The organism is Halomonas sp. E14, from assembly GCF_052568415.1.
Genome location: NZ_CP199423.1, coordinates 987181 through 1009934, shown reverse-complemented (window position 1 = coordinate 1009934; position 22754 = coordinate 987181). Strand labels below are relative to the sequence as shown.

24 protein-coding genes are annotated in these 22754 nt (G+C 61.4%); 11 read left to right on the top strand and 13 right to left on the bottom strand.

Features of this window, described 5'->3' with window-relative positions; genetic code table 11:
• Positions 1-9: 9 nt before the first annotated feature.
• From ACT7B3_RS04615 to ACT7B3_RS04605, 3 genes are all read right to left on the bottom strand, one after another.
• Complete coding sequence (locus ACT7B3_RS04615; RefSeq protein ID WP_445157023.1) at positions 10-1470, bottom strand: efflux RND transporter periplasmic adaptor subunit; 1461 nt, start codon at positions 1468-1470, stop codon at positions 10-12.
• On the bottom strand, positions 1467-2687 hold the full coding sequence (locus ACT7B3_RS04610; RefSeq protein ID WP_234245967.1) for a TolC family protein: 1221 nt from the start codon (positions 2685-2687) through the stop codon (positions 1467-1469). The genes ACT7B3_RS04615 and ACT7B3_RS04610 overlap by 4 nt, the downstream gene beginning before the upstream one ends.
• A 164-nt stretch (positions 2688-2851) precedes the next feature.
• Positions 2852-3268, bottom strand: coding sequence for a hypothetical protein (locus tag ACT7B3_RS04605; RefSeq protein ID WP_445157022.1), 417 nt, complete (start codon positions 3266-3268; stop codon positions 2852-2854).
• A gap of 217 nt (positions 3269-3485) precedes the next feature.
• Here ACT7B3_RS04605 and ACT7B3_RS04600 point away from each other — a divergent pair, with 217 nt between their 5' ends.
• A complete protein-coding gene (locus ACT7B3_RS04600; protein ID WP_445157021.1) occupies positions 3486-4163 on the top strand; it encodes a heavy metal response regulator transcription factor in 678 nt (225 codons plus the stop codon).
• Positions 4163-5587: a heavy metal sensor histidine kinase gene (locus ACT7B3_RS04595; RefSeq protein WP_445157020.1), complete on the top strand. Its 1425-nt coding sequence runs from the start codon at positions 4163-4165 to the stop codon at positions 5585-5587. The genes ACT7B3_RS04600 and ACT7B3_RS04595 overlap by 1 nt, the downstream gene beginning before the upstream one ends.
• 22 nt (positions 5588-5609) lie before the next feature.
• Here ACT7B3_RS04595 and ACT7B3_RS04590 read toward each other — a convergent pair whose 3' ends face one another.
• Complete coding sequence (locus ACT7B3_RS04590) at positions 5610-6047, bottom strand: hypothetical protein (RefSeq protein ID WP_200825324.1); 438 nt, start codon at positions 6045-6047, stop codon at positions 5610-5612.
• A 362-nt stretch (positions 6048-6409) separates the two neighbouring features.
• Here ACT7B3_RS04590 and ACT7B3_RS04585 point away from each other — a divergent pair, with 362 nt between their 5' ends.
• Both ACT7B3_RS04585 and ACT7B3_RS04580 read left to right on the top strand, forming a co-directional pair.
• The gene (locus tag ACT7B3_RS04585) at positions 6410-6868 is read left to right on the top strand and encodes an ATPase (protein ID WP_445157019.1); all 459 of its coding nucleotides are present in this window, start codon (positions 6410-6412) and stop codon (positions 6866-6868) included.
• Positions 6869-7000: 132 nt separating this feature from the next.
• On the top strand, positions 7001-8065 hold the full coding sequence (locus tag ACT7B3_RS04580; protein WP_445157018.1) for an AI-2E family transporter: 1065 nt from the start codon (positions 7001-7003) through the stop codon (positions 8063-8065).
• Here the strand turns inward: ACT7B3_RS04580 and ACT7B3_RS04575 are convergent.
• From ACT7B3_RS04575 to ACT7B3_RS04555, 5 genes are all read right to left on the bottom strand, one after another.
• Positions 8044-8391, bottom strand: coding sequence for a hypothetical protein (locus ACT7B3_RS04575; RefSeq protein WP_234251131.1), 348 nt, complete (start codon positions 8389-8391; stop codon positions 8044-8046). The two genes, ACT7B3_RS04580 and ACT7B3_RS04575, sit on opposite strands and share 22 nt — an antisense overlap.
• Before the next feature lie 128 nt (positions 8392-8519).
• A complete protein-coding gene (locus tag ACT7B3_RS04570; RefSeq protein ID WP_191224382.1) occupies positions 8520-8888 on the bottom strand; it encodes a cation transporter in 369 nt (122 codons plus the stop codon).
• A gap of 137 nt (positions 8889-9025) precedes the next feature.
• Complete coding sequence (locus ACT7B3_RS04565; protein ID WP_445158841.1) at positions 9026-9796, bottom strand: ferric reductase-like transmembrane domain-containing protein; 771 nt, start codon at positions 9794-9796, stop codon at positions 9026-9028.
• 68 nt (positions 9797-9864) lie between these two features.
• The gene (locus ACT7B3_RS04560) at positions 9865-10734 is read right to left on the bottom strand and encodes a WD40/YVTN/BNR-like repeat-containing protein (protein WP_445157017.1); all 870 of its coding nucleotides are present in this window, start codon (positions 10732-10734) and stop codon (positions 9865-9867) included.
• Between the two features lie 72 nt (positions 10735-10806).
• A complete protein-coding gene (locus ACT7B3_RS04555; RefSeq protein ID WP_445157016.1) occupies positions 10807-12447 on the bottom strand; it encodes a multicopper oxidase family protein in 1641 nt (546 codons plus the stop codon).
• A 620-nt stretch (positions 12448-13067) separates the two neighbouring features.
• Between ACT7B3_RS04555 and ACT7B3_RS04550 the strand changes: the two genes are divergently transcribed.
• Complete coding sequence (locus ACT7B3_RS04550; protein ID WP_445157015.1) at positions 13068-13391, top strand: hypothetical protein; 324 nt, start codon at positions 13068-13070, stop codon at positions 13389-13391.
• Between the two features lie 137 nt (positions 13392-13528).
• On the opposite strand, the gene ACT7B3_RS04545 is transcribed toward ACT7B3_RS04550, so the two are convergent.
• A complete protein-coding gene (locus ACT7B3_RS04545) occupies positions 13529-14014 on the bottom strand; it encodes a hypothetical protein (RefSeq protein WP_445157014.1) in 486 nt (161 codons plus the stop codon).
• A gap of 36 nt (positions 14015-14050) precedes the next feature.
• Between ACT7B3_RS04545 and ACT7B3_RS04540 the strand changes: the two genes are divergently transcribed.
• Complete coding sequence (locus ACT7B3_RS04540; RefSeq protein WP_445157013.1) at positions 14051-14413, top strand: c-type cytochrome; 363 nt, start codon at positions 14051-14053, stop codon at positions 14411-14413.
• Positions 14414-14468: 55 nt separating this feature from the next.
• On the opposite strand, the gene ACT7B3_RS04535 is transcribed toward ACT7B3_RS04540, so the two are convergent.
• From ACT7B3_RS04535 to lgt, 3 genes are all read right to left on the bottom strand, one after another.
• Positions 14469-15545, bottom strand: coding sequence for a L,D-transpeptidase family protein (locus ACT7B3_RS04535; protein WP_445157012.1), 1077 nt, complete (start codon positions 15543-15545; stop codon positions 14469-14471).
• A 109-nt stretch (positions 15546-15654) separates the two neighbouring features.
• Positions 15655-17121 (bottom strand): cardiolipin synthase, encoded by a 1467-nt coding sequence (cls, locus tag ACT7B3_RS04530; protein ID WP_445157011.1) that lies wholly within the window; start codon positions 17119-17121, stop codon positions 15655-15657.
• Entirely contained in the window at positions 17121-17936 is an 816-nt protein-coding gene (gene lgt / locus ACT7B3_RS04525; RefSeq protein WP_445157010.1) for a prolipoprotein diacylglyceryl transferase, read from the bottom strand. The genes cls and lgt overlap by 1 nt, the downstream gene beginning before the upstream one ends.
• Positions 17937-18637: 701 nt before the next feature.
• On the opposite strand from lgt, the gene ACT7B3_RS04520 reads away from it, so the two are divergent.
• From ACT7B3_RS04520 to ACT7B3_RS04500, 5 genes are all read left to right on the top strand, one after another.
• Positions 18638-19036 (top strand): hypothetical protein, encoded by a 399-nt coding sequence (locus ACT7B3_RS04520; protein ID WP_445157009.1) that lies wholly within the window; start codon positions 18638-18640, stop codon positions 19034-19036.
• 108 nt (positions 19037-19144) lie between these two features.
• Positions 19145-19729, top strand: coding sequence for a Spy/CpxP family protein refolding chaperone (locus tag ACT7B3_RS04515; RefSeq protein ID WP_445157008.1), 585 nt, complete (start codon positions 19145-19147; stop codon positions 19727-19729).
• Between the two features lie 70 nt (positions 19730-19799).
• Positions 19800-22079, top strand: a complete 2280-nt coding sequence (locus tag ACT7B3_RS04510; protein ID WP_445157007.1) for a heavy metal translocating P-type ATPase — start codon at positions 19800-19802, stop codon at positions 22077-22079.
• Positions 22076-22339 carry a DUF2933 domain-containing protein gene (locus tag ACT7B3_RS04505; RefSeq protein ID WP_103970527.1) on the top strand — a complete coding sequence of 88 codons (264 nt, stop codon included), beginning with the start codon at positions 22076-22078 and terminating at the stop codon, positions 22337-22339. The genes ACT7B3_RS04510 and ACT7B3_RS04505 overlap by 4 nt, the downstream gene beginning before the upstream one ends.
• A 78-nt stretch (positions 22340-22417) precedes the next feature.
• Complete coding sequence (locus ACT7B3_RS04500) at positions 22418-22729, top strand: hypothetical protein (RefSeq protein WP_445157006.1); 312 nt, start codon at positions 22418-22420, stop codon at positions 22727-22729.
• The last annotated feature ends 25 nt before the right edge of the window (positions 22730-22754 follow it).

The following is a 22754-nucleotide window of genomic DNA, read 5'->3' as shown; positions in this document are numbered from 1 at the left end:
AACGACTCCTCAGTGGTCGTGAGCCAGCGGCTCGATAGCGGTGATTTCGAAGACGAACTCCTCGCGCTCACGCATGCGGAAGCGCATCGGCATGTCATCGTGCAGCCCATCAAGCTCGAGCCCATCAGCCATGGCAAAGTCCATGACCATGGCCGGCCAGCCCAATAGCGGGATCGGTTCATGGTCGACGTTCAACATGCGGGCGTCGCGATCGATACCAAGCAGACGACCATCGGCCCAGATGTCGTCGTCGGCGCTCTCCTCCTCGGCTTCGGTCATGCGCGCCAGCTCAGCGCTGGCTGCCGCTTCGGAGTCGAGCAGGAAGTGGCCGGAGAGAACCACGCGCTCTCCTTCCTTGAGGCCTTCGATGATCTCCAGGTCGCCGTTGGCACGACGCCCTACCTGAACTTCACGCGCCTGGAAACGCCCTTCACCCAGCGCCAGGATGACGCGGTCCTGCCTGCCGGTACGGATCACGGCCTCGGCCGGCAGGTACAGGACGCCCTGCAGCGGTCGAGTGGTCAGTTGGACATCGGCATACATTCCCGGCTTGAGCCGCTCATCGGGATTGTCGAAGGCCAGGCGAACCTGAACGGTTCGCGTCGGGCTGTTCAGGCTCGGATAGATATAGTCGATCTTGCCCTCGAGACGCTCGCCCGGGCGGAATGGCAGCTTCACATGGGCGGCGTCACCTCGAGCCACGGCATCCACCTGATGCTCGAACAGGTCGGCAATCACCCATACCTGCGAGAGGTCGGCAATGGTCATCACCTCGGTGCCCGGTGTGACATACATGCCTTCACGCACGTTCAGCGACTCCACTACCCCACTCTGCCCCGCCCATACGGAGATCAGTCGGCGCGGCTGGCCGGCCCGTTCGATCTCGGCAATTTCGGCGGCACTAATCCCCAGCGCCCTGAGGCGCTCCCGTGCCGGAGCTGGGCTACCACCACGCCGCATGACATGCAGCAGCTCTTCCTGGGCATTGACCAGTTCCGGCGAATAAAGGCGGAACAAGAGCTGCCCCTCCTCTACCCGCTCGCCGGTGGTTCTTACGCTGAGATCCTCTATCCAGCCTTGGGTACGCAGGTGAATATGGCTGAGTCTCGATTCGTCGTAGTCGACGAAGCCGACCGTCTCGACCAGGCGCGCCAGATCGCCACGAGCCACCGAGCCGATACGTACGTTCATGTTCTGCTGAACGACAGGGCTGATGCTCACGGTGCCGGGCGTCGCGTCGCCATCACCCGCGTAGATTGGAATGAAATCCATGCCCATCTCATCCTTACGCGGTTCAGGAGAGGTCACGGAGGGATTGTGCGGGTGACGGTAATAGAGGACCTGCCTCTCACCATTGGCCGCGCCCGCCGCTTGCGCGACATGGGCATGTGAATCCGGCCAATAGATCACCGCGGCGGCGCCTGCCGCCGCCCCTGCCCCCAGCAGGACGATAACAGCCAATGCCTTCATGCGTTTTCTCCCAACAGATAGAGCAGATCCACCTGCTCGAGGCGGCGCTGGGTGCCGATACGCACGGCCTCGATGCGTGTTTCCAGTTCGGTCAGGCGGGCGCGCACGAGCGAATTGAAATCCGTCGTACGGTTGCGATACCCATGCTCGGCGGCTTCGGCGTTCTCCCTGGCCTGGGGCAGCAGAAGCTGCTGATAACGGCGTTCACGCTCGCTCATCAGCTGCCATCTGGCTTGGCTCTCTCCCAGTTGGCGCTGCAACTCGCGGGCCTGTTCATCCCAGGCATACTGGGCGGCTTCACGTCGATGCACGCTGGCCGATAGGTCGCGATCCTGGCGCTGACGAGTGAAAAGCGGCAGGTCGACCATGACCATCGCCGACATGCGATCCGGCATGCCCATGCCCCGTTGCGTCGGCGTACCGTAGGTCAGCTCGACCGACCACTGCGGTTTGTATCCTTGACGAGCCAGTTCCACGCCATGGTTGCCGGCATCGATAACGGCCTGCTCGGCATCCAGCAGTGGATGCGCCAGCAAGGTTCCCGCGGGCTCGGCCAGCTCGGGAAGGTCGAGAGACAAGGGGCGCGAGAGGGCTTCATTACCCACCCAGCGCGCTAGCTGAGCCTGTGCTACTGCCTCCTGCGCCTGGACATTCAACAAGCGGTCATGCAATCGGCTCAGCTCCAGCTCGGCGCGCAGCAGATCCTGCTGGTCGGCAAAGCCGGAAGCGAACTCGCGCTCAGTGATTTCACGCAGGTCCTCGAACAAAGGCTGGCTCTGCTCCAGCACGCCGAGGATGGCGCGCTGCTCGGCAAGCACCAGGTAAGAGCGCCGTACGGCGCGCACTGCAGCCAGTTCTGCATTGCTGCTTCGCGCCGCTTCCGCCTGGGCCATGGCCGATTCCCGCTCGCTGGCCAACCGACGGCTGTCACCTCGAGGGAAGGTCTGGCGCACGCCCACACGGAGCTGGGTCATGGAATCGTCATCGATGGAAATACCATCTCTTGCAACATCCATGACCTCCATGATCAGCATGGGGTCAGGGAGCTGTCTGACTGAGATGGCGGCCTCGCGGCGAGCCTCCGCCAGCTCTCGATAACGCAGCGTGGCTGGGTCGTCGATTAGAGCAAGTCGTTCCGCTTCACTGAGCGATAACACTTGCTCTGAAAGTGCCGAGAGAGGTAATAGAAATGCTGTGCTCAGCAACACTGCGAGCATCGTTGGTAATCGAGACCCCATTAGCCACCCTCCGTCTTCGCCAGAGTGCATTAAAAGAGCGGCACTCCTTTATATTCATGACCAGCCAATTTATTCGTCAGACACTACTCACCAAACTGGCCGGCTCGAGCCGGCCAGTTTTATTTTCAAGAAATGGACGAGTGTTATTGGAAAGCGACGTGCAGGCTGTAGCGATGTGCATCCCAGCCATCGCCACCCGGCGCAGAACTTCCTGACACTACCAGGCTATATTGACCCGCCTGCAAGGATTCAAGAATTTCGAACTCTCCACCGGATGAGCGTACTTCCTGCACGGTGTTACCCTGAGCATCGATCAATTTTGCGGTCATTGGAAGCATGGGGTTCTGTGTACCCGGAAAGTGGCTAGTGGCAATCCTGACCGTTGCGGCATGTTCCAAATTCAGCTGATAAGTGTGCGGCTGCCCGGTGTTGATAATGCTGCTGGGCGTACTGCCCTCCTGCAGAATATTTCCATTTGATACAGAAGTTCCAAAACTAGCAAAGGCAGGCAGAGAGAACATGCTGACAACAGCAGTGGCAAGAGCGATTTTCTTGATCATGATACACCTCATTTCTCAATGGAGAGTTTTCTATAACAACCTTAATACCGTCAGGACTACAATTTTTAACTTCGGGCGCGATAGAGTAATCACTCAGGCTACTCATCCCCCTTGTTGCTTGTTCATGTAGGTATAGTACGATGCAGTAGCGGACAGAAAGCTGACTCAAAAATGACATTTTTGTCATTTTCGATCGGAGCAGGTTGACGGAGGTTCTGTGAAGATATTGATCGTTGAAGATGAGCCAAAAACCGGTGACTACCTGGCTCAAGGCCTTAGAGAAGCCGGGTTCGTCGTCGACCTGGCTCGCGATGGGCTGGATGGCCTGCACCTGGCCCAGAGCGAAGCATATGATCTGTTGCTTCTCGACGTCATGCTGCCCGGAGTGGATGGCTGGACCATCCTGCAAATGGTGCGCCGCGCAGGGCAGGACGTACCCGTTCTGTTTCTGACGGCACGAGACGAAGTGGACGACCGAGTGCGGGGGCTCGAGCTCGGCGCAGACGACTACTTGGTCAAACCATTTGCCTTCTCCGAACTACTGGCGCGGATTCGCTCCCTGCTCAGGCGCGGCAAGGCACGTGAGCCGGAAGTGTTCCGCGCTGCCGATCTGGAACTCGACCTGCTGCGACGGCGTGTGACTCGAGCCGGCGAACGTATCGACCTCACCGCCAAGGAGTTTGCCCTGCTAGAGCTCTTGATTCGCCGCCAGGGAGAGGTTCTGCCACGTTCACTGATAGCCTCGCAGGTGTGGGACATGAACTTCGATAGCGATACCAACGTCATCGACGTAGCCGTCAGACGGCTACGCGCCAAGGTCGATGGTCCCTTCCCCGAGAAGTTGATCCGGACCGTACGCGGCATGGGTTATGTGCTGGAGCCGGGAAATAGCTAATGAGCCTTTACCCACGTTCCTTGACGGCCCGCCTGGCCACACTCTACTCCTTGCTGGTGGCAATCCTGCTGCTGCTGCTTGGCCTGTGGCTCGAGTACCTGATTCGGGATCACTTCGACGAAATCGACCATATGGAGTTGACAGCAAAGCTGAACATGATCGAGAACCTGCTTGATCGAGTCGATAGCCCTGCCGCGCTGAATACACTGCCCAGATATCTCGACGACCTATTGACGAGCCATGCCACACTCTCCGTTTCCATCCGCGATGAAGCGGGACAAATACTCTACGCCTACCAACCGGACTTTCTCGAGCCAGTAAAGAATGGAGAGGTCAGCTCACCCAGCGCTCGCTGGAGCGTGGCCGGCCACGAATTCATTGGCCATGAAGTTCAGCAGCTCCTTCCTCTTGCACAGCCCATACCGGTACGCGTCCTGCTGGGCCTGGATATCACCCATCATGCCCACTTTCTCCAGGACATTCGACGTTATCTTTGGACGGGCATTGCACTTGCCGCCCTGCTGACGGCATTGCTCGGCTGGCTGGTCGCACGTCAAGGTCTGACTCCCCTCAAGCGGATCACGGCAACGGCCAAGCGGCTTTCAGCTGAGCGCCTGGGTGAGCGCCTCGACCTGCAAGCCACCCCACCGGAAATGCTCGAACTGGCCAATGCGTTCAATGGCATGCTGAACAGGCTCGAGGCCGACTTTCAGCGCCTCAGCGAGTTCTCAGCGGATATCGCCCATGAACTGCGTACCCCGGTGTCCAACCTGCTTACCGAAACCCAGGTTGCCCTGTCACGACCACGTAGCACAGGGGAATACCAGGACACACTGCACTCCAACCTGGAGGAGTTGGAAAGGCTGGCGCGAATGATCGCCGACATGTTGTTCCTGGCCAAGGCCGATCATGGTTTGCTGCCCAATCCCGCCGAGCCGGTGCATCTGGAGCGGGAAGTAGACGCTTTGCTGGAATTCTACGAGGCTCTTGCCGAGGAGAAGCAGGTTACGATGCAGCTCAGTGGCGCCGCCACAGTTACCGGCGACCACCTGATGCTACGCCGTGCGATTGCCAATCTGGTGTCCAATGCAGTGCGGCACACCTCCCCTGGCGGCATGATCGAGATCACGATTACCCAAGCTAAGGAGATGGCACGTCTGAGTGTCAGCAATCCTGGTGAGACCATTCCCACCGATCAGTTAGCCAAACTGTTCGAGCGCTTCCACCGCGCCGACAACATCCGCAGCCACCATGGCGAGGGAGCAGGACTGGGGCTCGCCATCACACGATCCATCGTCAAGGCTCATGGTGGAGATGTTGCGGTCAGTTCGCAGAATGGCATTACGAGCTTCTGCCTCTCCCTGCCCCTCTCCGGCAGGCAAAGTACATCATACCATCGTGGCGCCGACGCTGATGGCGAGTGACAGGCAGAAATCCGTTGCCGGCTCATTTGCGATCAATTTGTTGTAGATAGCGCTCTCCGAGCATCTGGCGGCGTGCCAACCACACGATTATCGGCGGTAGCACGAGCCACTGCAGCAGAGGTGTCAGCCCGGTGCCCACAAGAGGCAGTGTCGGCATCCGCTCGGCGTACTGCCAACGCTGCTGAAGCTCAGTGGCATGCCACTCGAGACCGACTGTAATCACGATACCAGTGGCAATGAAGGCGAAGATCGCTCGCGCATCGGGCCGGAGCAGCCAAGAGCGCTGGCGCCGAAACATCGCTACGACCCAGAAAGCCACCAGGGCAATAAGCACATCGCCCATGGTTGCCCGGGTGCAAAAGATGACCGCATCCCAGTGAGCCATCTCAGGCATTGCGACGAAGTAGGGAACTTGCAGGAATTCCCACGGATAGTTCAACAGAAACGCAAATAGCGCCACGTTGAACTCCGGGATGGCCAATAGCCGGCTAGACCTGCTGTATCCGGCTCGTGCTCCCGCCATTATCAGGGCTCCAGAACAGAGAGAAGGCGATGCTGGGCAACAGCTTGAGACAGTGTTTCACGCCATTCGAAGCCAGGCAACAGCTGCCATGCTTACAGCTCGAGCAGCCATCGTTCCTTGATACCGGTCAAGCGATCTCCTTGGACAGTGAGCTATGGTGAAAAGGCCAATCGGCGTCAGACACCCATACGCCGTGCCAATCAATGGCGGGTTGAACCTGATGCTGCGAATCAGCTCGCCTACAGCTGGCCTTTGCACAGGCCAGATTTCAGAATCCATCAATACAGCGAGAATGAATCATGTACGTCTCAACCTTCCAAGACGTGGTGGAGTGGACACGCACCCTGCATGAACATATGGCGCACTGCCTGAAACACTGCTCAACGCAGCAGGATGAAGAGCGTGCCAAGTGGCTGCTGACCTATCTGGCAGACCATGAGGCGGCCTTGGAAAAGGTCGTCGCCGGCTTCGAGAAACAGGCCGATCCCAAGGCGTTGAATACCTGGCTCTACGACTACATTTCCTACCAGCCCATCAAGCCGCACCAGTCATGCAATGCACCCTATGCGGAAATGAGCTTCGACGAGATCTGCCAGGAAATCTTCGATCTTCACAATCAAATCATCGACTTCTATCGCTACCTCGAGGGACGTACAGAGATTCCCGAAACACGTGAGCTGATCGGCGAGCTACTCAAGCTGGAACATCATGAAGCAATGCGCCTGGCCCACCAGACCAACCGCACACGAAATCTATGAAGGACAATGCTTCCACCACGCCAACGGCACCGTTGACGCAAGCATCGCCGAGCGATATCCCGCTCGGCGGTTCGTCACAGGGCTGCTGGGCGTTAGAGGCCGATCTATATCATGCAGAGGCAAAGCAAGGCCATGAACGATGATCGAAGGTCACCTCATATCACCGCCCTTGGCTTGATTGCGATAATACTCTTTGCAGCTTCGCTATATTGGCTTCGCGTTCTTGTCGCACCCATGGCTTTTTCCCTCTTTCTTATGGCACTGGTGTGGCCGGTATATCAGCACCGTATATTCAAGGGGAAGCGAGCGCTGCGTGTACTCGCCCTTGTCATTGCAGTGCTCCTTGTGCTCATTGCAACCTCAGCCATTCTCCTGCTTATGGGCTACGGCGTCCGCGTCGTTGTGGACGGTCTATCGCAGTACGGTCCGCGTGCGCAGGAGACTTACTACAGCATCGGCATGTGGGTCGAAGAGCGGGGTATTGCCTTTTGGCCCACCGCCGGCGACCCATTCAGTCTCAGCCAAGTGTTTCATCTGCTCCATGAGACAGTGATGCGCATCAATGCAATCATTGGATTTATGGCGTTATCCCTGATCTTTCTTATTTTGGGGTTACTGGAAGCCAATGACATGCAGCGGCGTCTTCCGCATGCCCTGGGAGAAGACGTAGCCGGACGGTTGTTGAGTGCATGCCATGCTCTCGGATGGAAATTCCGCCGCTATATGCTCGTCCGCTCCGTAGTCAGCTTCTTGACAGGCATTTTGACCTGGCTATTCGCATTGCTGACAGGTCTCGATCTCGCCATCGCCTGGGGAATTTTGGCCTTTGCGTTGAACTACATTCCTTTCCTGGGTTCCATTCTAGCCGTTTTCCCACCAGTAATTTTTGCCGTTGTCCAGTTCGATAGCTGGCAAGATCCGGCTCTGATTCTTCTCGGTATGACATTGATACAGTTTTCGATTGGCAACCTCCTGGATCCCAAACTCGAAGGTCATGCGCTGGCCATTTCACCAATTTCCGTCGTATTTTCCATTTTTTTCTGGGGAATGCTTTGGGGCACACCCGGGGCTTTTATGGGCGTCCCCTTACTGATCGCCATCGTCACGATTTGTCATCATTTCCATGACACCTGCTGGATAACGCGAATGTTGACTCCAGGTGGACGAAAACCCCCTCACTCAAGCACATGGCGATGATGAAATTCCATCTCTGTGGTGGGCTCTCCACTTCGTTTTATCCGCAACTGAAGATGGTACCCCCCCTCTTCTGGAAAACTGAAGAAATTGCCATAAGTAATCGTATCGGCGATAGACATGGGCTCCAGCGACCGATACGTTCCAGCATGACCTTCATGCCGTATGCGTGCAGCAACTTCAGCGTCCTCGATTCGCTGGCCGGATTCCTCATCTACTACAGTAACGATGAGGTGTTGCTCCCGGGTCGTGATACCCTCACGCCCCTGATGAATGACTCGATGCTCCCTTATCATCTCTGCTGGCAGAATACCAATATATACGGTCATGCCATCAGCCGACTGGGAGTATCTATCCTCGGCTGACAATGACCCAGTACTCCATAATGTCAAGCAGGCAATAAGAAGCAGAGACTTTCTAAAACAATTCATGGCCTTTCTCCCAAAAAAAGCTTCTCCTATTTTCTCTTCCCACTACCATGCGTTTTTTGGTGGCAACTCCAAGGCTCATGAGTTGCATTATCCTTTACGTTCTGATCGACAAAACGGTAGTGTTCTTCCTTCAACCTCGTCCACCAATCATGGCTTACCTCGACTGCATGCTTCCTCAGTATATCCTCCACACAGTCGAGGCATATTCGCGTTGCATCATAAGCAAGGTCGAGCCGACTTTTCCTTGAGTCATACGATACACTCTCTAGCCCATAAAGCTGATCGATGTCGGCGATTGCCGCCTGAATCGCCGCCTCATCACAGGGCACCAGCTTCAGATGCCGGGTTACCAGATTGATCTCGGACACACCCAAGCGGCGATCTTTATCGCTCATATCAATTACCTTATTCTTCAAGAGTATCGTGCTAGCGCATCAGTCCTTTAAGTATTGCTCGGACTGGAGCCACTCACATTGATATGGATCAAGTTTGATCTCACCTTAAAAAAACAGCCAGACATGACGTTATTTCTTTATGCGCCTCTTCGCTTTCTTTGAAAGAAAATTTTCAACGAAGCTGCCGATTGCAAGATCAAGACGCTTCCGATAAGAGCAAGGAACCAGAATCGAAACCAGTTTGGATCCGGAACCCCACGCTGAAAAACCAGATTCCTGAGGCTCAGCTCATAGTGCAAGAAGAGGAAGTAGCTTGCATGAAGGGCTACAAGATAGAAAATTACGTAAGCGTAATTCTGAAGGTGCTTCCATGTTGAGCTGCCCAGGAAGTGCATGGCCTTGTCGGACGATATGGCGAACAGCACGAGCCCAAGGAAGAGAGCGATCAGACCGATCATGTTGGCAAGCCCGAAGCCCGGGTCAACGAGAACTGGGTCCGAAAGCCCCACTACCGGCAAGTCCTGATAGCCTAAAAAACCGCGGATCGACCAGCGTGCCCAGCCATCCCACACCAGGAAACCGTGTACCAAGGCAAAGATGGCAAACCAGATTCCAAAAGCTCGCCGCCAATTGACGAGATAACCTAGTCTCCGGGGCCACAGCCTTGCCAGCGGACCTATCGCCATGACGACAACCAATAGAATGAAGGCGGCATCACCGAAGGCCCGCCAAGTGCGCATTTCCGCGTCCCACTCCATACGGCTCAACCAGAATAGCCCGGCTGCCGCGGCACCGGTCAGGGCGACAGCGAAGTGCTTGCCAAAGTGCCAGCTCTTTGTCTGCTCCTTGGTTTTTCTTGGTGATGCCCCTTCATCCATGATTCCACTAGCCTGTGCTCTATGCTCCATCTCCAACCCTCTCTCCTCTTTATCCTGACGTCTCGACTTCGCCGGGCTAAGCGCGCTGATAAATGGCGTCAGTCGAGGCGTACCCAGTCGCGACCGCCGTTGTCGCTCTGCAGCAGCCGCCCTTCGTCATCGGCTGCCACCAGGCGCTCAGGGTTGCTGGGATCCACCGCCAGGTGCAGGAGATAACGCTCTCCCCAACCACGCTTCACGACTTCCCACTCGCGGTTGGCCTCTTCGGCCATCAACAGACCGCTATCCAGCATGAAGGCATAGAGCCGCCCATCATGGGCCACCACCAGACTTACGGGACGGCGCTCGGGGTGAATGGGACGCCAGCGCTGGCCGCCATTGGGGCTCATCAGCAATCCGCCCTGGGTGGCAGCAAAAAGATGCTCGGGGTCACGGCTGGAAGCCGCCAGAGCGATCAGGCCGTCGGGAGCTCGTCCCTGGATCTCCCATTGATGCCCCCCGTCATGGCTGACCTGCAGCCAGCCAGCGTAAGCGCCGTAGAGCACATTCGGGTCGGCCTCACTGACGGTAAGTTGATGAAAATCCATCGGGCCATCGACACCTGGCGAACGCTGCTCCCAGCGCTTGCCGCCATCGGTGGAAACCACCAGGCCAAGGTTACCGCCTCGGGCCGGGTGGCCGCTGGCGAAGAACGTTTCGGCGTCGGCAGGGTGCGGCGTGAAGCCCATGAAGTCATGGGTCTCTTCCGAAATCCGGCGCGCCATTCGGTCGGCACCAACGGCGTAGAAGCCATGGTGGGTAGCCAGCCAGAGGCGATCGCTGTCCGAGCGGTCGAAGGCCAGGCCGTGTATATGGGTTTGCTGGCGCAGCTGCTCCAGGCTGATACCCTTCTCTTCGCGTGAGCAGCCCGCCAACAGCAGGGTCGCCAACGCAGTCAGCAGCAGAAAGGCGCTTTGGAAATAGCGCATCGTGAAATCTCTCTCATCATGATTGGACCCGGAGCCGCCCGGCGGCCCCGGATTGAAGAAGCAGCGGCGATCTCAGCTCACGCGGATCGTCGCCATCATGCCGAGCTCCTCGTGCTCGATGATGTGGCAATGGAACAGCCAGTCGCCGGGTTCACGGAATACCATTCGCAGCTTCAGACGCTGATAAGGCGCCAGATTGACGGTGTCTTTCCAGGCCAGCCAGGGTACCTGCTGCCATTCGCCTTCGGCATCGCGGGTGGCGATCACCTGGAAATGGGTGCCGTGCACGTGGAAGGGGTGGTCCATGTGGGAGTTGTTGAAGACCTCCCACTCCTCCACCTCGCCCACCTTGCCATCGAACAGAATCTCATCCATGGCGAAGGCACGGCCGTTGATCAGGAAATCCACCTCGGGACGCCGTGCCGCTTCTCCCATGGCATGGTCAGCCCCATGCCCCGGGCTGTGAATTTCAGGGTGGGCACCATGCTGGCTGCCGCTGCTGCTGCCACTGCCATGGCCAGCATGTGGATCGCCATGACCGGCGTGCGGGTCGCCGTGGCCGCCACCGTGATCGGCATGCCCCGGCATCACCTCGGTCAGTTCCACCTGGCGGCGTACGGCCGGCTCGCCCAGGGGTTCGACGCTGCCGAGCCGCTCGGGTAGTGCAACGGCGGGCTTGACGCCGGCATTGAGGGTCTGGATCGCCAATAGAGGTGCCACCTGGCCCAGGTGGAGCGGCCTGTCACCCATCCAGCCACGCTCGTAGGGGTGGCTGGCCAGCAGGAAGCTCGCCTCTGCCCGCTCGCTGATCCGCACCAGCAGATCGGCCCGCTCACCCGGGGTGAGCAGCAATTCCTCCAGCGGCTGCGGCCGCTCGATCAGCCCGCCGTCGGTGCCGATCAGGATCAGCTCGTGATCATCCAGACGCAGGCGCAGGTAGCGCCCGGCACAAGCATTGATCAAGCGCAGGCGCAGCGTTGTGCCCGGCACCACATCCAGATACGGCTCGTGCTGGCCGTTGACCAGCAGCAGTTCGCCCTCGCGCCCGTTCATCCAGTCCTCGGCGGTGTGCGGCGCCACCTCGCCGTTGGCCCGCAGGCGCAGATCGCTGACCACCAGCAGGTGCTCCTCGATCTCGTCAGGCAGGACATCAACGGCGGGACGAACCAGCAGCGCCCCCGCGAGGCCGTGGGCGACCTGCCAGGCCGTGCCCTCGTGCGGGTGGGGGTGGAACCAGTGCAGGCCCGCACTCCCCGGGGGGAAGGCGTAGCGGTAGCGACGCGACTCACCCGGCGCCACGGCATCCCAGGGCGCACCATCGTGGGCGTGGGGCACGGGTACGCCATGCCAGTGCAGGGTGGTGTCCTGCTCCAGCTCGTTGATCAGGGTGATATCCAGCTCATCGCCTTCCCGCACCTCGATCAGCGGCGCCACCTTGCCGTTATACAGCCACAGCCGGGCCTCGAGTTCCTCGCTGAGAGGAACCCGGTGAGAACCCGGAGTGAGCGCGCTACGAAAGCGGCCGGCCGCATCGCTCAAGTTGACGATACGGGGCAGCGGTTGCAGCGGCTGGCCGCCCGGCGGCAAGACAGCAAGGCTGACGGGCGGTGCCCCATGGGAATGCTGGCGTGCCAGGGCATAGCCCATGGTGCCGGCCGTGGAAAGCAGCAAGGCACCCAGCGCTGAGTAGCCCAGGAATTCGCGACGCTTCATTGACTTGTCCTCGTGACATGAACACTACCGCCATGGGTCGCTGGCCCACGGCGCCATCAGGGGATGAGCTCAGGTACGAGGTGGACGCTCGAAAGGGTCGGGAGGACCCGAAGGGAGGCCCACGCCAGGGCCGAATGAATCAGCAGAAGCCGACACCGGAGTGCCGGTCAGCGCCGCCATGGTGGTACCGCACTGGGCACAGGGCAGGCAGCAGGGGGACGCCTTGCTGGAGGTCGACTCATCCCCATCGGCCACGCCCCATGCCATAGGCTGCTCCTCCCCGACAAGGCTCTGCAGACAGGAAGCATTGCCATGATGCCCCCCCGCCGCCACGGCAGGCGACAGGCCCAACAGCAGGGCCAGTATCAGGCAGAGAAGCCAGTGACAGGAGGGTCGGAGCATGTAGAAAGGACAACTAAGCCGGTGACGAGCTGAGTATTTCATGGCGGCAAGAGAAGGCGCAACCTGGGTCCTGCCCATACCTTTTACCGTGTTGGCCCCTGGGCCCTGACCGACATCATGGATTCACCACTTTTCCCTTTCCTTTGCCCAGGCTGGGCTTGTCTGCCGGTCGGCGCATGGCGATGATAGGCGACAGGTCATCATGGGATAGCAGCCGCATGCGCCGAATACTGTCAGTCTTGGTCAGCCTGTGCCTGATCCTGTCGTTGTCGGCAGGGTCTACGGCGCTTGCCGGCCTCGACGCGGCTCGCGACGTGGCCCATGCTCACCTTCTCACCGACCATGAGCAGGTCTCGGCCTGTGGCCAGGCGACCCACGCCAGCGTGGAGGAGTGCCAGGAGAGCGGCCACTGCATGAGTGGCGCCGTGCCGCTTGCTGCCACGCTCGACGTCTCGGCTATCGCCAAACGGGCCGACTCCCTGACGGAAAGCCAACCCGTACCGCCCTGCACTCTCGACGAACGACCGCCAAGAATTTCCTGATTTACCGCTTGCGAAGCGGCGCCCTGGCGCCGTCCCCGTTTGACGTAAACAGGAAAGTCACCATGACCCGTTCAGCCCGTTTCTCCTCCGCTCAGTCGAGCGGCCTTGCCGTATCGAATGTCGGCTATCGCAACACGCTACTCGCACTTCTGACCGCCGCCGCCATGACGGTAGCGGCGCACCCAAGCCTTGCCCATGACGCACCCGCCTCGCATGCGGCCTCCTCCCATGGCGAGACGAAGCACGCTCATGACCATGGCGAAAACAAACATGCCCATACTGCCCACGACCCTAGCGGCGTAGCTGACAACGCAGCGCATGATCATGGCCATGGCGCAGGCGAAGACCATGCCGCACACGCTCACGACCATGGCGACGAAGCGGGCCATGCCGCACACGCTCATGACCATGGCGACGAAGCGGGCCATGCCGCACACGCTCATGACCATGGCGACGAAGCGGGCCATGCCGCACACGCTCATGACCATGGCGACGAAGCGGGCCATGCCGCACACGCTCATGATCATGGCGACGAAGCGGGCCATGCCGCACACGCTCATGATCATGGCGACGAAGCGGGCCATGCCGCACACGCTCATGATCATGGCGACGAAGCGGGCCATGCTGCACATGCTCATGACCATGGCCGCGAGATCCCCTTGGAGTGGCTGGCACTCGATAACCCGCTGCCGCTCACAGCTGAAGTGCTTGCCAATGGCCAGCAGGTCTACCAGCAGTTCTGCTCGGCCTGCCATGGACCGTCTGGCCTGGGCGATGGACTGGCGCCTGCCGCTGCCTTCTTCGACCCCAGCCCTACCGACCTGGCTTTACACGGCCCGGCTCATGGCGCAGCCGAATACGCCTGGGTAATCAGCACAGGCAACCCGGATAGCGCCATGCCACGCTTCAGCGAAAAACTGAACGAGAACCAGATCTGGTCGGTGGTGCACTACATCCGCCATGGCCTGGCGGAGAGCCAGGAAGGCCAGCAAGGCCAGTACGCCCAAGCCCACCAGCACTGAAAGCGAAGCGGGCGCCCTGGGGCGCCCGCTTCGTCAGGCTGAGTGTTCGCCCTGGCTACACCTCAAGTTCTTCCCACAGCAGGCTGCGCTCGCTCGGCGCCTGCTCCGGCTCCGGCGTTTCAGGCAAGGTCAACGGCACCACCTTGCCGGTAGGATTTTCCAGCAACTCCCGCAGCAGCTCGTAGTTGAGCGCCACCGCGAGCTCTTCCTCGCCGCGCTCGAGCATCGCCAGCGTCTCCATCAGCGCGGCCATGCCGTACTCCTGGGCTTCCAATGACTCGTAGACCTGAACATAGGGCGTATCGCCCTCCCATCCCGCCTTGAACGGCTGGTTGATGATATGCACCTGGGTGCCCACCGGCACGCGATCGAAGATCGATTCGATATCCTCGGGGAACATGCGGATGCAGCCACGGCTGGCGCGCATGCCGATGCCATCGGGCTGATTGGTGCCATGAATCAGGTAGCCCGGGATATCGAGCAGGATGGCATGCCGGCCCAGCGGGTTGTCCGGCCCCGGCGGCACTACCGCGGGCGCCGGCTCGCCGCGTTCGGCCGCCTCCTGACGCATCGAGCGCGGCGGGTACCACGCAGGATCCTTAAGCCGCATGGTGGTCTTGGTCTTGCCCAACGGGGTATCGTAGCCTTCGCGGCCGATGCCGATCGGGTAGGTCTCCACCCGCGGCGTTTCGCCAGCGCGCGCCGGTGGGTAATAGTAGAGCCTCAGCTCCGCTATGTTGATCACGATACCCTCGCGCGCCACCGGCGGCAGGATGAAGCGCCCCGGGATCACCACCTCGGTACCTTCGCCAGGCAGCCAGACGCTAACCTCGGGGTTGGCAAGACGAATCTCCTCATAGCCGACGTTATGCTCGCGAGCGATGTCGAGCAGGGTCTGCTCGGCTTGCGCCTCAATGACATAATCCTCGCCAATGACATCGCCACGCTCGGGCAGCGGATAGTGGCCCTTCGGCCATGCCTCGGCCGTCTCGGCGGCGTTGCGCGCCCCTTCTTCCTCCGCCCACCCCACGGCGGACCCAAGGACGAGAAGCAGCAGGCTCACGCCCAGGGCCAGCCAGGCCCGGCGCGCCCATGGCCCAAGGTAGCCAACGACTGTCGTGTGATAGTTCATAGCATTGCCTCGATTCTTTTTCGTCAGGAAGGTCAGGCCGCATGGCGCCTGCCTTTGTAACTATTGTGTATTCGACAGCGACCAGCGGCGGGGTTCCGATCCACCGCGGTTACAGTACCGGAGCAAACAGATAAGCCCCTCGTGCAGCCACCCGATGCCACAGCGGCCGATCGTCGATATCCTCGCGAGTCATTCGGCGCGAGCGGGCGAAATCCTGTTCGAACATTGCTTCCACATCGCTGGCAAAATCTCGGTCCATTACCAGGGCCGTAACCTCGAAGTTGAGGCGGAAGGAGCGGTTGTCGAGATTCACCGTGCCGACCGCCGCCCCCACGTCATCAACCAGAAATGCCTTGCCATGAAGGAAGCCCTCCTGGTAGCGATGGATCTCGACACCGGCATCCAGCAGCGGGCCGAGAAAAGCATAGGCGGCATAGAAGGTCAGCACGTTATCGGGCCGCTCCGGGATCAGGATGCGTACGTCGACCCCGTTCAGGGCCGCCAGCTTGAGCTTCGACTGCACCGCCTCGTCAGGTACGAAATAGGGGCTTGAAATCCAGACCCGCTCGCTGGCGGCATGAATCGCCTGCTGCATCATCAGGCTTGCCGTTTCGAAGCGATCCGCCGGACCGGAGGGCAGCACCAGCGCCGGCACCCCATTGGATGAAGGCACCGTGGGCACCCACGGCAGGTCGGGCACCTCTTCGGTGGCCCAGTGCCAGTCTTCGATGAACACCAGCTGCAGCGCCAGCGCCGCCGGCCCCGACAGTTTCAGGTGCGTATCGCGCCAGGGGCCGAGCTTTTCGTGCCCCTCAAGGTATTCATCGCCAATGTTGAAGCCACCGACCCAGGCCCGGGCACCGTCGGCCACCATGATCTTGCGGTGGTTGCGGAAGTTGAGCTGGAAGCGGTTGCCCGGCCCGCGCGTCGAATGGAAGCGATGCACGTTCACCCCCGCCTCGCGCAGGCGTCTGAGATAGGCGCTGGGCAGCTTGTAGCTGCCGATCTCGTCGTACAGGAAATAGACCTCGACGCCCTCCCTGGCCTTGTCGATCAGGCGCTGCTGGAACGCTTGCCCGATATCGTCGTCGCGCACGATGTAGAACTGCACCAGCAGGTAGCGCTCGGCGGAATCGATTCCCTCGAACAGGCTGGCGAAGGTCTCCTCACCGTCCACCAGCAGCATGGCCTCGTTGCCCCCCAGGTAGGGCAGCTTGGCCAGTTGCTCAACGCCGGCCAGCTGACGATCCTCGTTGGACCACTCCACCCGATGCACCCGCAGCTCGCCGAGCTTCTCGGCCAGTGCCCGGGTCAGCTCGGAGTCCTCGTCGCGTCGCGAGAGCACGTACCCCTCGAACTTGTTGCGACCGAACACCCAATAGGTCGGAACCGCCACGTAGGGGATGGTATTGAGCGAGACGATCCAGGCGATCGCCCCCTGAGAGGTGCGACTCGACATCAGCGCCTCCACCGACGACACCAGCCCCAGCGCATGGGCCAGCGCGACGAAGATGGCCAGCTTGCCCCAGGACCGGCGCCGCTGCGTGGCGGGCTTGCGCGCAAACCAGCCGATCATCAGCCGGCCCCTGGCGCAGCGGCAGCGGCTCGCGCCGGCTCGTCACGTTCCTGGCGCCGCGACCAGGCGATAAGCGCTGCGCCGGCGGCGATCATCGGCAGGGTCAGCAGCATACCCATGGTCACCCAGCCGAAGGCGATGAAGCCGATATGGGCATCGGGCATGCGCACGAACTCCACGGCAAAGCGGAAGACGCCGTAGAGCAGCAGGAACAGCCCTGACACCAAGCCTCTGCGCCGGGGGCGGCTCGAGATCCACCACAGCACCGCGAACACCACCACACCTTCGAGGACAAACTCGTAGAGCGCCGAAGGGTGGCGTGGCTCGGGCCCCAGGTGCGGGAACGGCATGGCCCAGGGCAGATCGCTGACGCGCCCCGGTAGCTCGTGGTTGATGAAGTTGCCGAGGCGTCCCGCACCCAGCCCGATCGGCACCAGCGGTGCGATGAAGTCGGTCAGCTGGAAAAAGGCCAGGCGCTTCTTGCGAGCAAAGAGCAGCGCTGCCAGCAGCACCCCGATCAGGCCGCCGTGGAAACTCATTCCCCCATCCCAGAGCCGGAAGGCCCACAGCGGGTTGGCCAGGAACTGGTCCATACCGTAGAACAGCACATAGCCCAGGCGGCCACCGGCCACCACGCCAATCGCGGCGTAGAACAGCAGATCGCCAATGTCGTCATGGGTAAGCCCCAGCCGGTGGGCACGATAGCGCCCCAGCAACCAGGCGGCGACGAAACCCACCACGTACATCAGGCCGTACCAGTGGATTTGCAGCGGGCCGATGGCGATCGCCACCGGGTCGATGTTGGGGTAGTTCATCTCGATTGTCCTCCTTGCAGGCGCATGGCATGAATCCACACGCCCGATTCTAATAGGGCGAAATTTCGTCGCGGTTCCGCGTTCCGATGCCAGCCGTGCACAGCAATACCGCCGAACAGGCTAGCCTCGGCCGAAAAGGAAAAAAGGCCTATGCCCGAGGAGGACGTTCCGGCCGGGCGCGCGGAGCACGAAGCAGCGCCGTCTCCAGTGACCAGCGAGGCTCGAGCGAGCGAGGGGCTAACGAGGGAAGCGCGAGAGACGCACCAGAACAAACGGGAGTCGCAACGGTACAGGCAGCTTGCTCAACCGCGTGCGGCTGGCTGCTGTCGGCCTCGATCACGAATGACTTGTCCAAAACCGCAGCGGGGCCAGCCTGGCACTCCTCATCGCCATGGAGCCAGGCGCTCATGGCTACCGGCGGCAGCGCAAGCACAATGCCGAGCACTAGGCAGAGCAACCAGGCGAAAGGACGAAAACGCATCGAAATGAATCAGCCGAGTGTAGGTCAGGGTCGCGTCTAGTCTTCCATGGTCGCAGGCCAGCCGCAAGCACCTCCTTGGGGCGCGTCATAATCATTATTAAAACAACAACCTATGTGCAGCACTCAGGTTGAGGGGTGCGATCAAGATTGATGCAGGTCAAAGGAACATCCGCCGGGGTCGGCTATCCTGAGGGTGCCTTTCATGTCGGAGCGCAGCGCCATGTCGCAGCGACCATACACTGTCATACAGCACCGCATCACCCGTCGCGGGTGGTGCCGCAGCTGGCTTTTCAGCCTGCTGCTGCTGTCGATGGCCGTGGTGTTAGGCGTTCAGGCCATGGCGCATCCAGCGCCGGCATCCCCACACTCCGTGGTCGAAAACCTTGCGCAAGCAAACCCGCCGGCACCTGCGCCACACTGCGAGCACGGCCACGGCGGGGAACATGCCGCAGAGCTCCTGCTGCGCGCGGAGCGCCTGGACGTCGATGGCACTCCTTGCCATCGCCCTGTTCCCGCGGTGACACCGCCGCCCGTCGCCGTCACCATCGGCCTGCCCAGTGCCGCTCCCACGCTTGCCAGCCCACCGCTCTATCTGTTGACGCAGCGCCTGCGTCCCTGACTCCTCGCAGCACCCCATCTGTCTTGCGGCAATTCCCGGTGACGTCCCACTGGACGCTCGCCCATTCCAGCAGCAAACCCCGAGCGTTCACGCTCGCAGGAGAACGACATGAAACTGCGCAAGCTCGCAATTGCCACGGGTCTCGCCCTGGCTATCGGTACTACCGCCTCCGGCCTGACTCTTGCCCAGGGGATGGGGCCAGGAGGCGGCATGATGGGCGGTGGCATGGGCCCCGGCATGATGGGCGGCGGCATGGGTCCCGGCATGATGGGCGGCGGCATGGGTCCCGGCATGATGGGCGGCGGCATGGGCCCCGGCATGATGGGCGGTGGCATGATGCCCTGCCCGATGATGGATGACGGGAAAGGCATGATGCAGATGCTCGAGCCCGAACAGCGCAACGAGATGCGCGAACTCATGCGCGAGCATCGCCCCGCCCAGTTCGAGCGCATGGGGCAGCTGATGAATCTGCGCGACGACCTGATGGCTGCCATGCATGGCGAGCGTCCCGACCCCGAAGAGGTCCAAGCCATTCATGCTCAGATGGCGGAACTCCATGGCGAGATGATGGCGGAGATGGTGCGCATGCGAAACGCCATGCACGACCTGCTCACCGATGAGCAACGCGAACAATGGCAACAGCAGGCCACACCGCAAGCCGACGAGTCGGATGACCACGCGGCCCACCACTGATCGTTGATAGCCGCCTGGTATCGGGCGGCCGGCCACGGCCGCCCGGGAACACGGCGCGAGGGAGCATGCGATGACCACAGCGACAAAACGGATCACCCTGACAGTGCCCGGCATGGGCAGCGACCACTGTGCCGGTATCGTACGCACGACGCTCCAGCGTCTCGATGGCGTCGGCGAAATCCAGACCAATATCGCCAGCCACCGAGTCAGCGTCGGCGTCGCGCAGGGCGGCCCCGACGCCGATGCCTTGAAGCAGGCGGTGGAAGGGGCCGGCTATGACGTCGCGGCGGTAAGCGGCGAAGCCGAGGCGGATGGCGAGGCAGATGCCGTCATCGAGGAAGACTACCTGCGTCAGGCCCGCAAGCGGCTGTGGATCGCCGGCGTGCCCACCACGCTGATCATGATCCTGATGATGCCACACATGTTCTGGCAGCCGATTCCCGGCTACCTGGCCATCGTCGTGCTGCTCGCCTTTCCGGTGGTGTTTCTCCATGGCGGTGCGGCCACCCATCGCTCGAGCTGGCGCTCGCTGAAGAACGGCACCTTCAACATGGACGTGCTGATCTCCATGGGCAGCCTACCGCCCTACCTGATCGGTCTGGTCGGCTTCGTCTACCCGATGACCTCCTTCGTCGAGATGGCCGCCACCATCATGACCTTCCATCTACTGGGTCGTTATCTCGAGGCCCTGGCCAAGGGGCGCGCTTCGCAAGCCATTCGTCGCCTGCTGACCCTCGGCGCCAAGACCGCTCGAGTGGAACGCGGTGGCGAAGAGGTAGAAGTGCCGGTGAAGGAGCTCGAGCCCGGCGACATCATGGTCGTGCGCCCCGGCGACAAGATCCCCACCGACGGCGAGGTGATCGAGGGCGAGAGCCACCTCGACGAATCCATCGCCACCGGCGAATCGATCCCCGTCTACAAGAGCGTCGGCGACAGCGTGATCGGCGCCACCATCAACAAGGAGGGGCGGCTGCGAGTGAGGGCCACCAAGGTCGGTGGCGATACCTTCCTCTCCCAGGTGGTACGCCTGATCGACCAGGCCCAGGGCTCGCGGGTGCCGATCCAGGAGTTCGCCGACCGCATGACCGGCCGCTTCGTGCCGGCGGTGCTGCTGATCTCGCTGGCCAGCCTGGTCGCCTGGCTGCTGCTTCCCGACGTCTTGCGCCCGATCCTCGACTGGGGCGCGAACTTCCTGCCCTGGGTGAACCCGGAAGCCAGTACACCGGTGCTGGCACTCATCGCCGCCATCGCCGTGCTGGTCATCGCCTGCCCCTGCGCGCTGGGTCTTGCCACGCCGACGGCCCTGATGGTCGGCTCCGGCATCGGCGCCGAGCGCGGCATCCTGATCCGTTCCGGCGAGGCGATCCAGACCTTCAAGGACATCAAGGTCATGGTGCTCGACAAGACCGGCACCATCACCCGCGGCGAGCCGAAGCTCACTGAGGTGGTCACGGCGGAAGGAGTCGAAGAGAAAGAGCTGCTGAGACTGGCGGCAAGCGTCGAGAACGCCTCGGAGCACCCCATCGCTCGCGCCATCGTCGACGGCTCCATCGAGCGCGGCATCAAGCCCGGCGAGGTCAGCGAGTTTCGCTCCACCGGCGCCCGCGGCGTCTCCGGCAGAGTCGAAGACAAGCAGGTGTTGATCGGCAACCGCCGACTGCTCGAGGAGGAGGGCATCACAGGGCTGGAAGCGCTGGACGCGGCCATGCATGAGCTCGAAGGCAAGGGGCGTACCGCCGTCATCGTCGCCGCCGAGGGCCGTGCCCGAGGTGTCCTGGCAGTCGCCGACACGCTCAAGGGCGAGTCGGTCGAGGCCATTCGCGGGATGCACGCGCTCGGCCTGCACGTGGTAATGATCACCGGCGACAACGAGCGCGCCGCCCGGGCGGTGGCCGCCGAGGTCGGCATCGACGAGGTCCAGGCCGGCGTGCTGCCCGAAGGCAAGGTCGAGGCCATTCGCAAGCTGCAGGAGAAGCACGGCCCCCACGTGGCCATGGTGGGTGACGGTATCAACGATGCCGCCGCCCTCAAGCAGGCCAACGTCGGTATCGCCATCGGCGCCGGCGCCGACGTGGCCATCGAGGCCGCCGACGTGACCCTGGTACGCGGCGAGCTCACCGGCGTGGTGGAGGCCATGCACCTCTCCCGCGCCACCTTCAGCAAGATCGTGCAGAACCTGCTGTGGGCCAGCGGCTACAACGTGGCAGCGATTCCCATGGCCGCCGCAGGCCTGCTGCACCCCATGATCGGCGTCATTGCCATGACCGCCAGTTCGCTGTCGGTGATCGGCAACTCGCTGCTGCTCAAGCGCCGTTACGCCCGCCTACAACCCCGAGGAGATGCCTCATGAACGCCCTTCCCGACCCCCGGCCGCAGGAATCCCATCAGGACCGCGGCTCGACGGATGAATCCCGAGGCTCGTCTTCAGGCGGTTTGCACGCCTGGCTGATGCCCCTCTGCCTGATCCTGATGGGCGGCGCCTTCGTCCTGGTCATGTGGCGCGGACAAACCGCTGGCGGCGCCTGGCTGCTGCTGCCCATGCTGCTATGCCTGGGCATGCACTTCCTGATGCACCGTCATGGCCATGGCCATCGGCATCGCGATAAGTGACGGTGATGAGTTGCGCTGGGTCAATGCAGCGCAACTCGTCTCGCCTTAGGATGAGACCAAGCACCGTGAGGCAACACCATGACGCGATTCGCCCCTTCTAACCTGCAACATCGACGCATCCTGCGCTTGCTGGCGCTGCTGCTCGCGTTGCTGGTGGCGATGAGCAGCCTCACGACGCACGCCGCCATACAGGCCGACTCGGTCGACTGCATCGCCGTCGAACAGCTTCATGAAGCAAACGACAGCGAAGAACACAACTGCGGCACCTGCACCGCAGTTATACCCCGCATGCGGCTGGCGCTCACCGAGCCCGCCGAGCAAACGGCCACGCCCGACGCGGCCTTCATGCCCCACTCCTCGTTGCCCCCGCAGCGCCCTCCTAGAGCCTGATCGACATCGGCGGCCTCGCCGCCTG

Bases quoted from the DNA above. Each gene is read 5' to 3' on its own strand.
- ACT7B3_RS04615 (WP_445157023.1), bottom strand. From the start codon at position 1,470: ATGAAGGCATTGGCTGTTATCGTCCTGCTGGGGGCAGGGGCGGCGGCA.
- ACT7B3_RS04610 (WP_234245967.1), bottom strand. From the start codon at position 2,687: ATGCTCGCAGTGTTGCTGAGCACAGCATTTCTATTACCTCTCTCGGCA.
- ACT7B3_RS04605 (WP_445157022.1), bottom strand. From the start codon at position 3,268: ATGATCAAGAAAATCGCTCTTGCCACTGCTGTTGTCAGCATGTTCTCT.
- ACT7B3_RS04595 (WP_445157020.1), top strand. From the start codon at position 4,163: ATGAGCCTTTACCCACGTTCCTTGACGGCCCGCCTGGCCACACTCTAC.
- ACT7B3_RS04585 (WP_445157019.1), top strand. From the start codon at position 6,410: ATGTACGTCTCAACCTTCCAAGACGTGGTGGAGTGGACACGCACCCTG.
- ACT7B3_RS04580 (WP_445157018.1), top strand. From the start codon at position 7,001: ATGAACGATGATCGAAGGTCACCTCATATCACCGCCCTTGGCTTGATT.
- ACT7B3_RS04575 (WP_234251131.1), bottom strand. From the start codon at position 8,391: ATGACCGTATATATTGGTATTCTGCCAGCAGAGATGATAAGGGAGCAT.
- ACT7B3_RS04570 (WP_191224382.1), bottom strand. From the start codon at position 8,888: ATGAGCGATAAAGATCGCCGCTTGGGTGTGTCCGAGATCAATCTGGTA.
- ACT7B3_RS04565 (WP_445158841.1), bottom strand. From the start codon at position 9,796: ATGGAGCATAGAGCACAGGCTAGTGGAATCATGGATGAAGGGGCATCA.
- ACT7B3_RS04560 (WP_445157017.1), bottom strand. From the start codon at position 10,734: ATGCGCTATTTCCAAAGCGCCTTTCTGCTGCTGACTGCGTTGGCGACC.
- ACT7B3_RS04555 (WP_445157016.1), bottom strand. From the start codon at position 12,447: ATGAAGCGTCGCGAATTCCTGGGCTACTCAGCGCTGGGTGCCTTGCTG.
- ACT7B3_RS04550 (WP_445157015.1), top strand. From the start codon at position 13,068: ATGCGCCGAATACTGTCAGTCTTGGTCAGCCTGTGCCTGATCCTGTCG.
- ACT7B3_RS04545 (WP_445157014.1), bottom strand. From the start codon at position 14,014: ATGGCCCGCTTCGTCGCCATGATCATGAGCGTGTGCGGCATGGCCCGC.
- ACT7B3_RS04535 (WP_445157012.1), bottom strand. From the start codon at position 15,545: ATGAACTATCACACGACAGTCGTTGGCTACCTTGGGCCATGGGCGCGC.
- cls (WP_445157011.1), bottom strand. From the start codon at position 17,121: ATGATCGGCTGGTTTGCGCGCAAGCCCGCCACGCAGCGGCGCCGGTCC.
- lgt (WP_445157010.1), bottom strand. From the start codon at position 17,936: ATGAACTACCCCAACATCGACCCGGTGGCGATCGCCATCGGCCCGCTG.
- ACT7B3_RS04520 (WP_445157009.1), top strand. From the start codon at position 18,638: ATGTCGCAGCGACCATACACTGTCATACAGCACCGCATCACCCGTCGC.
- ACT7B3_RS04515 (WP_445157008.1), top strand. From the start codon at position 19,145: ATGAAACTGCGCAAGCTCGCAATTGCCACGGGTCTCGCCCTGGCTATC.
- ACT7B3_RS04510 (WP_445157007.1), top strand. From the start codon at position 19,800: ATGACCACAGCGACAAAACGGATCACCCTGACAGTGCCCGGCATGGGC.
- ACT7B3_RS04505 (WP_103970527.1), top strand. From the start codon at position 22,076: ATGAACGCCCTTCCCGACCCCCGGCCGCAGGAATCCCATCAGGACCGC.
- ACT7B3_RS04500 (WP_445157006.1), top strand. From the start codon at position 22,418: ATGACGCGATTCGCCCCTTCTAACCTGCAACATCGACGCATCCTGCGC.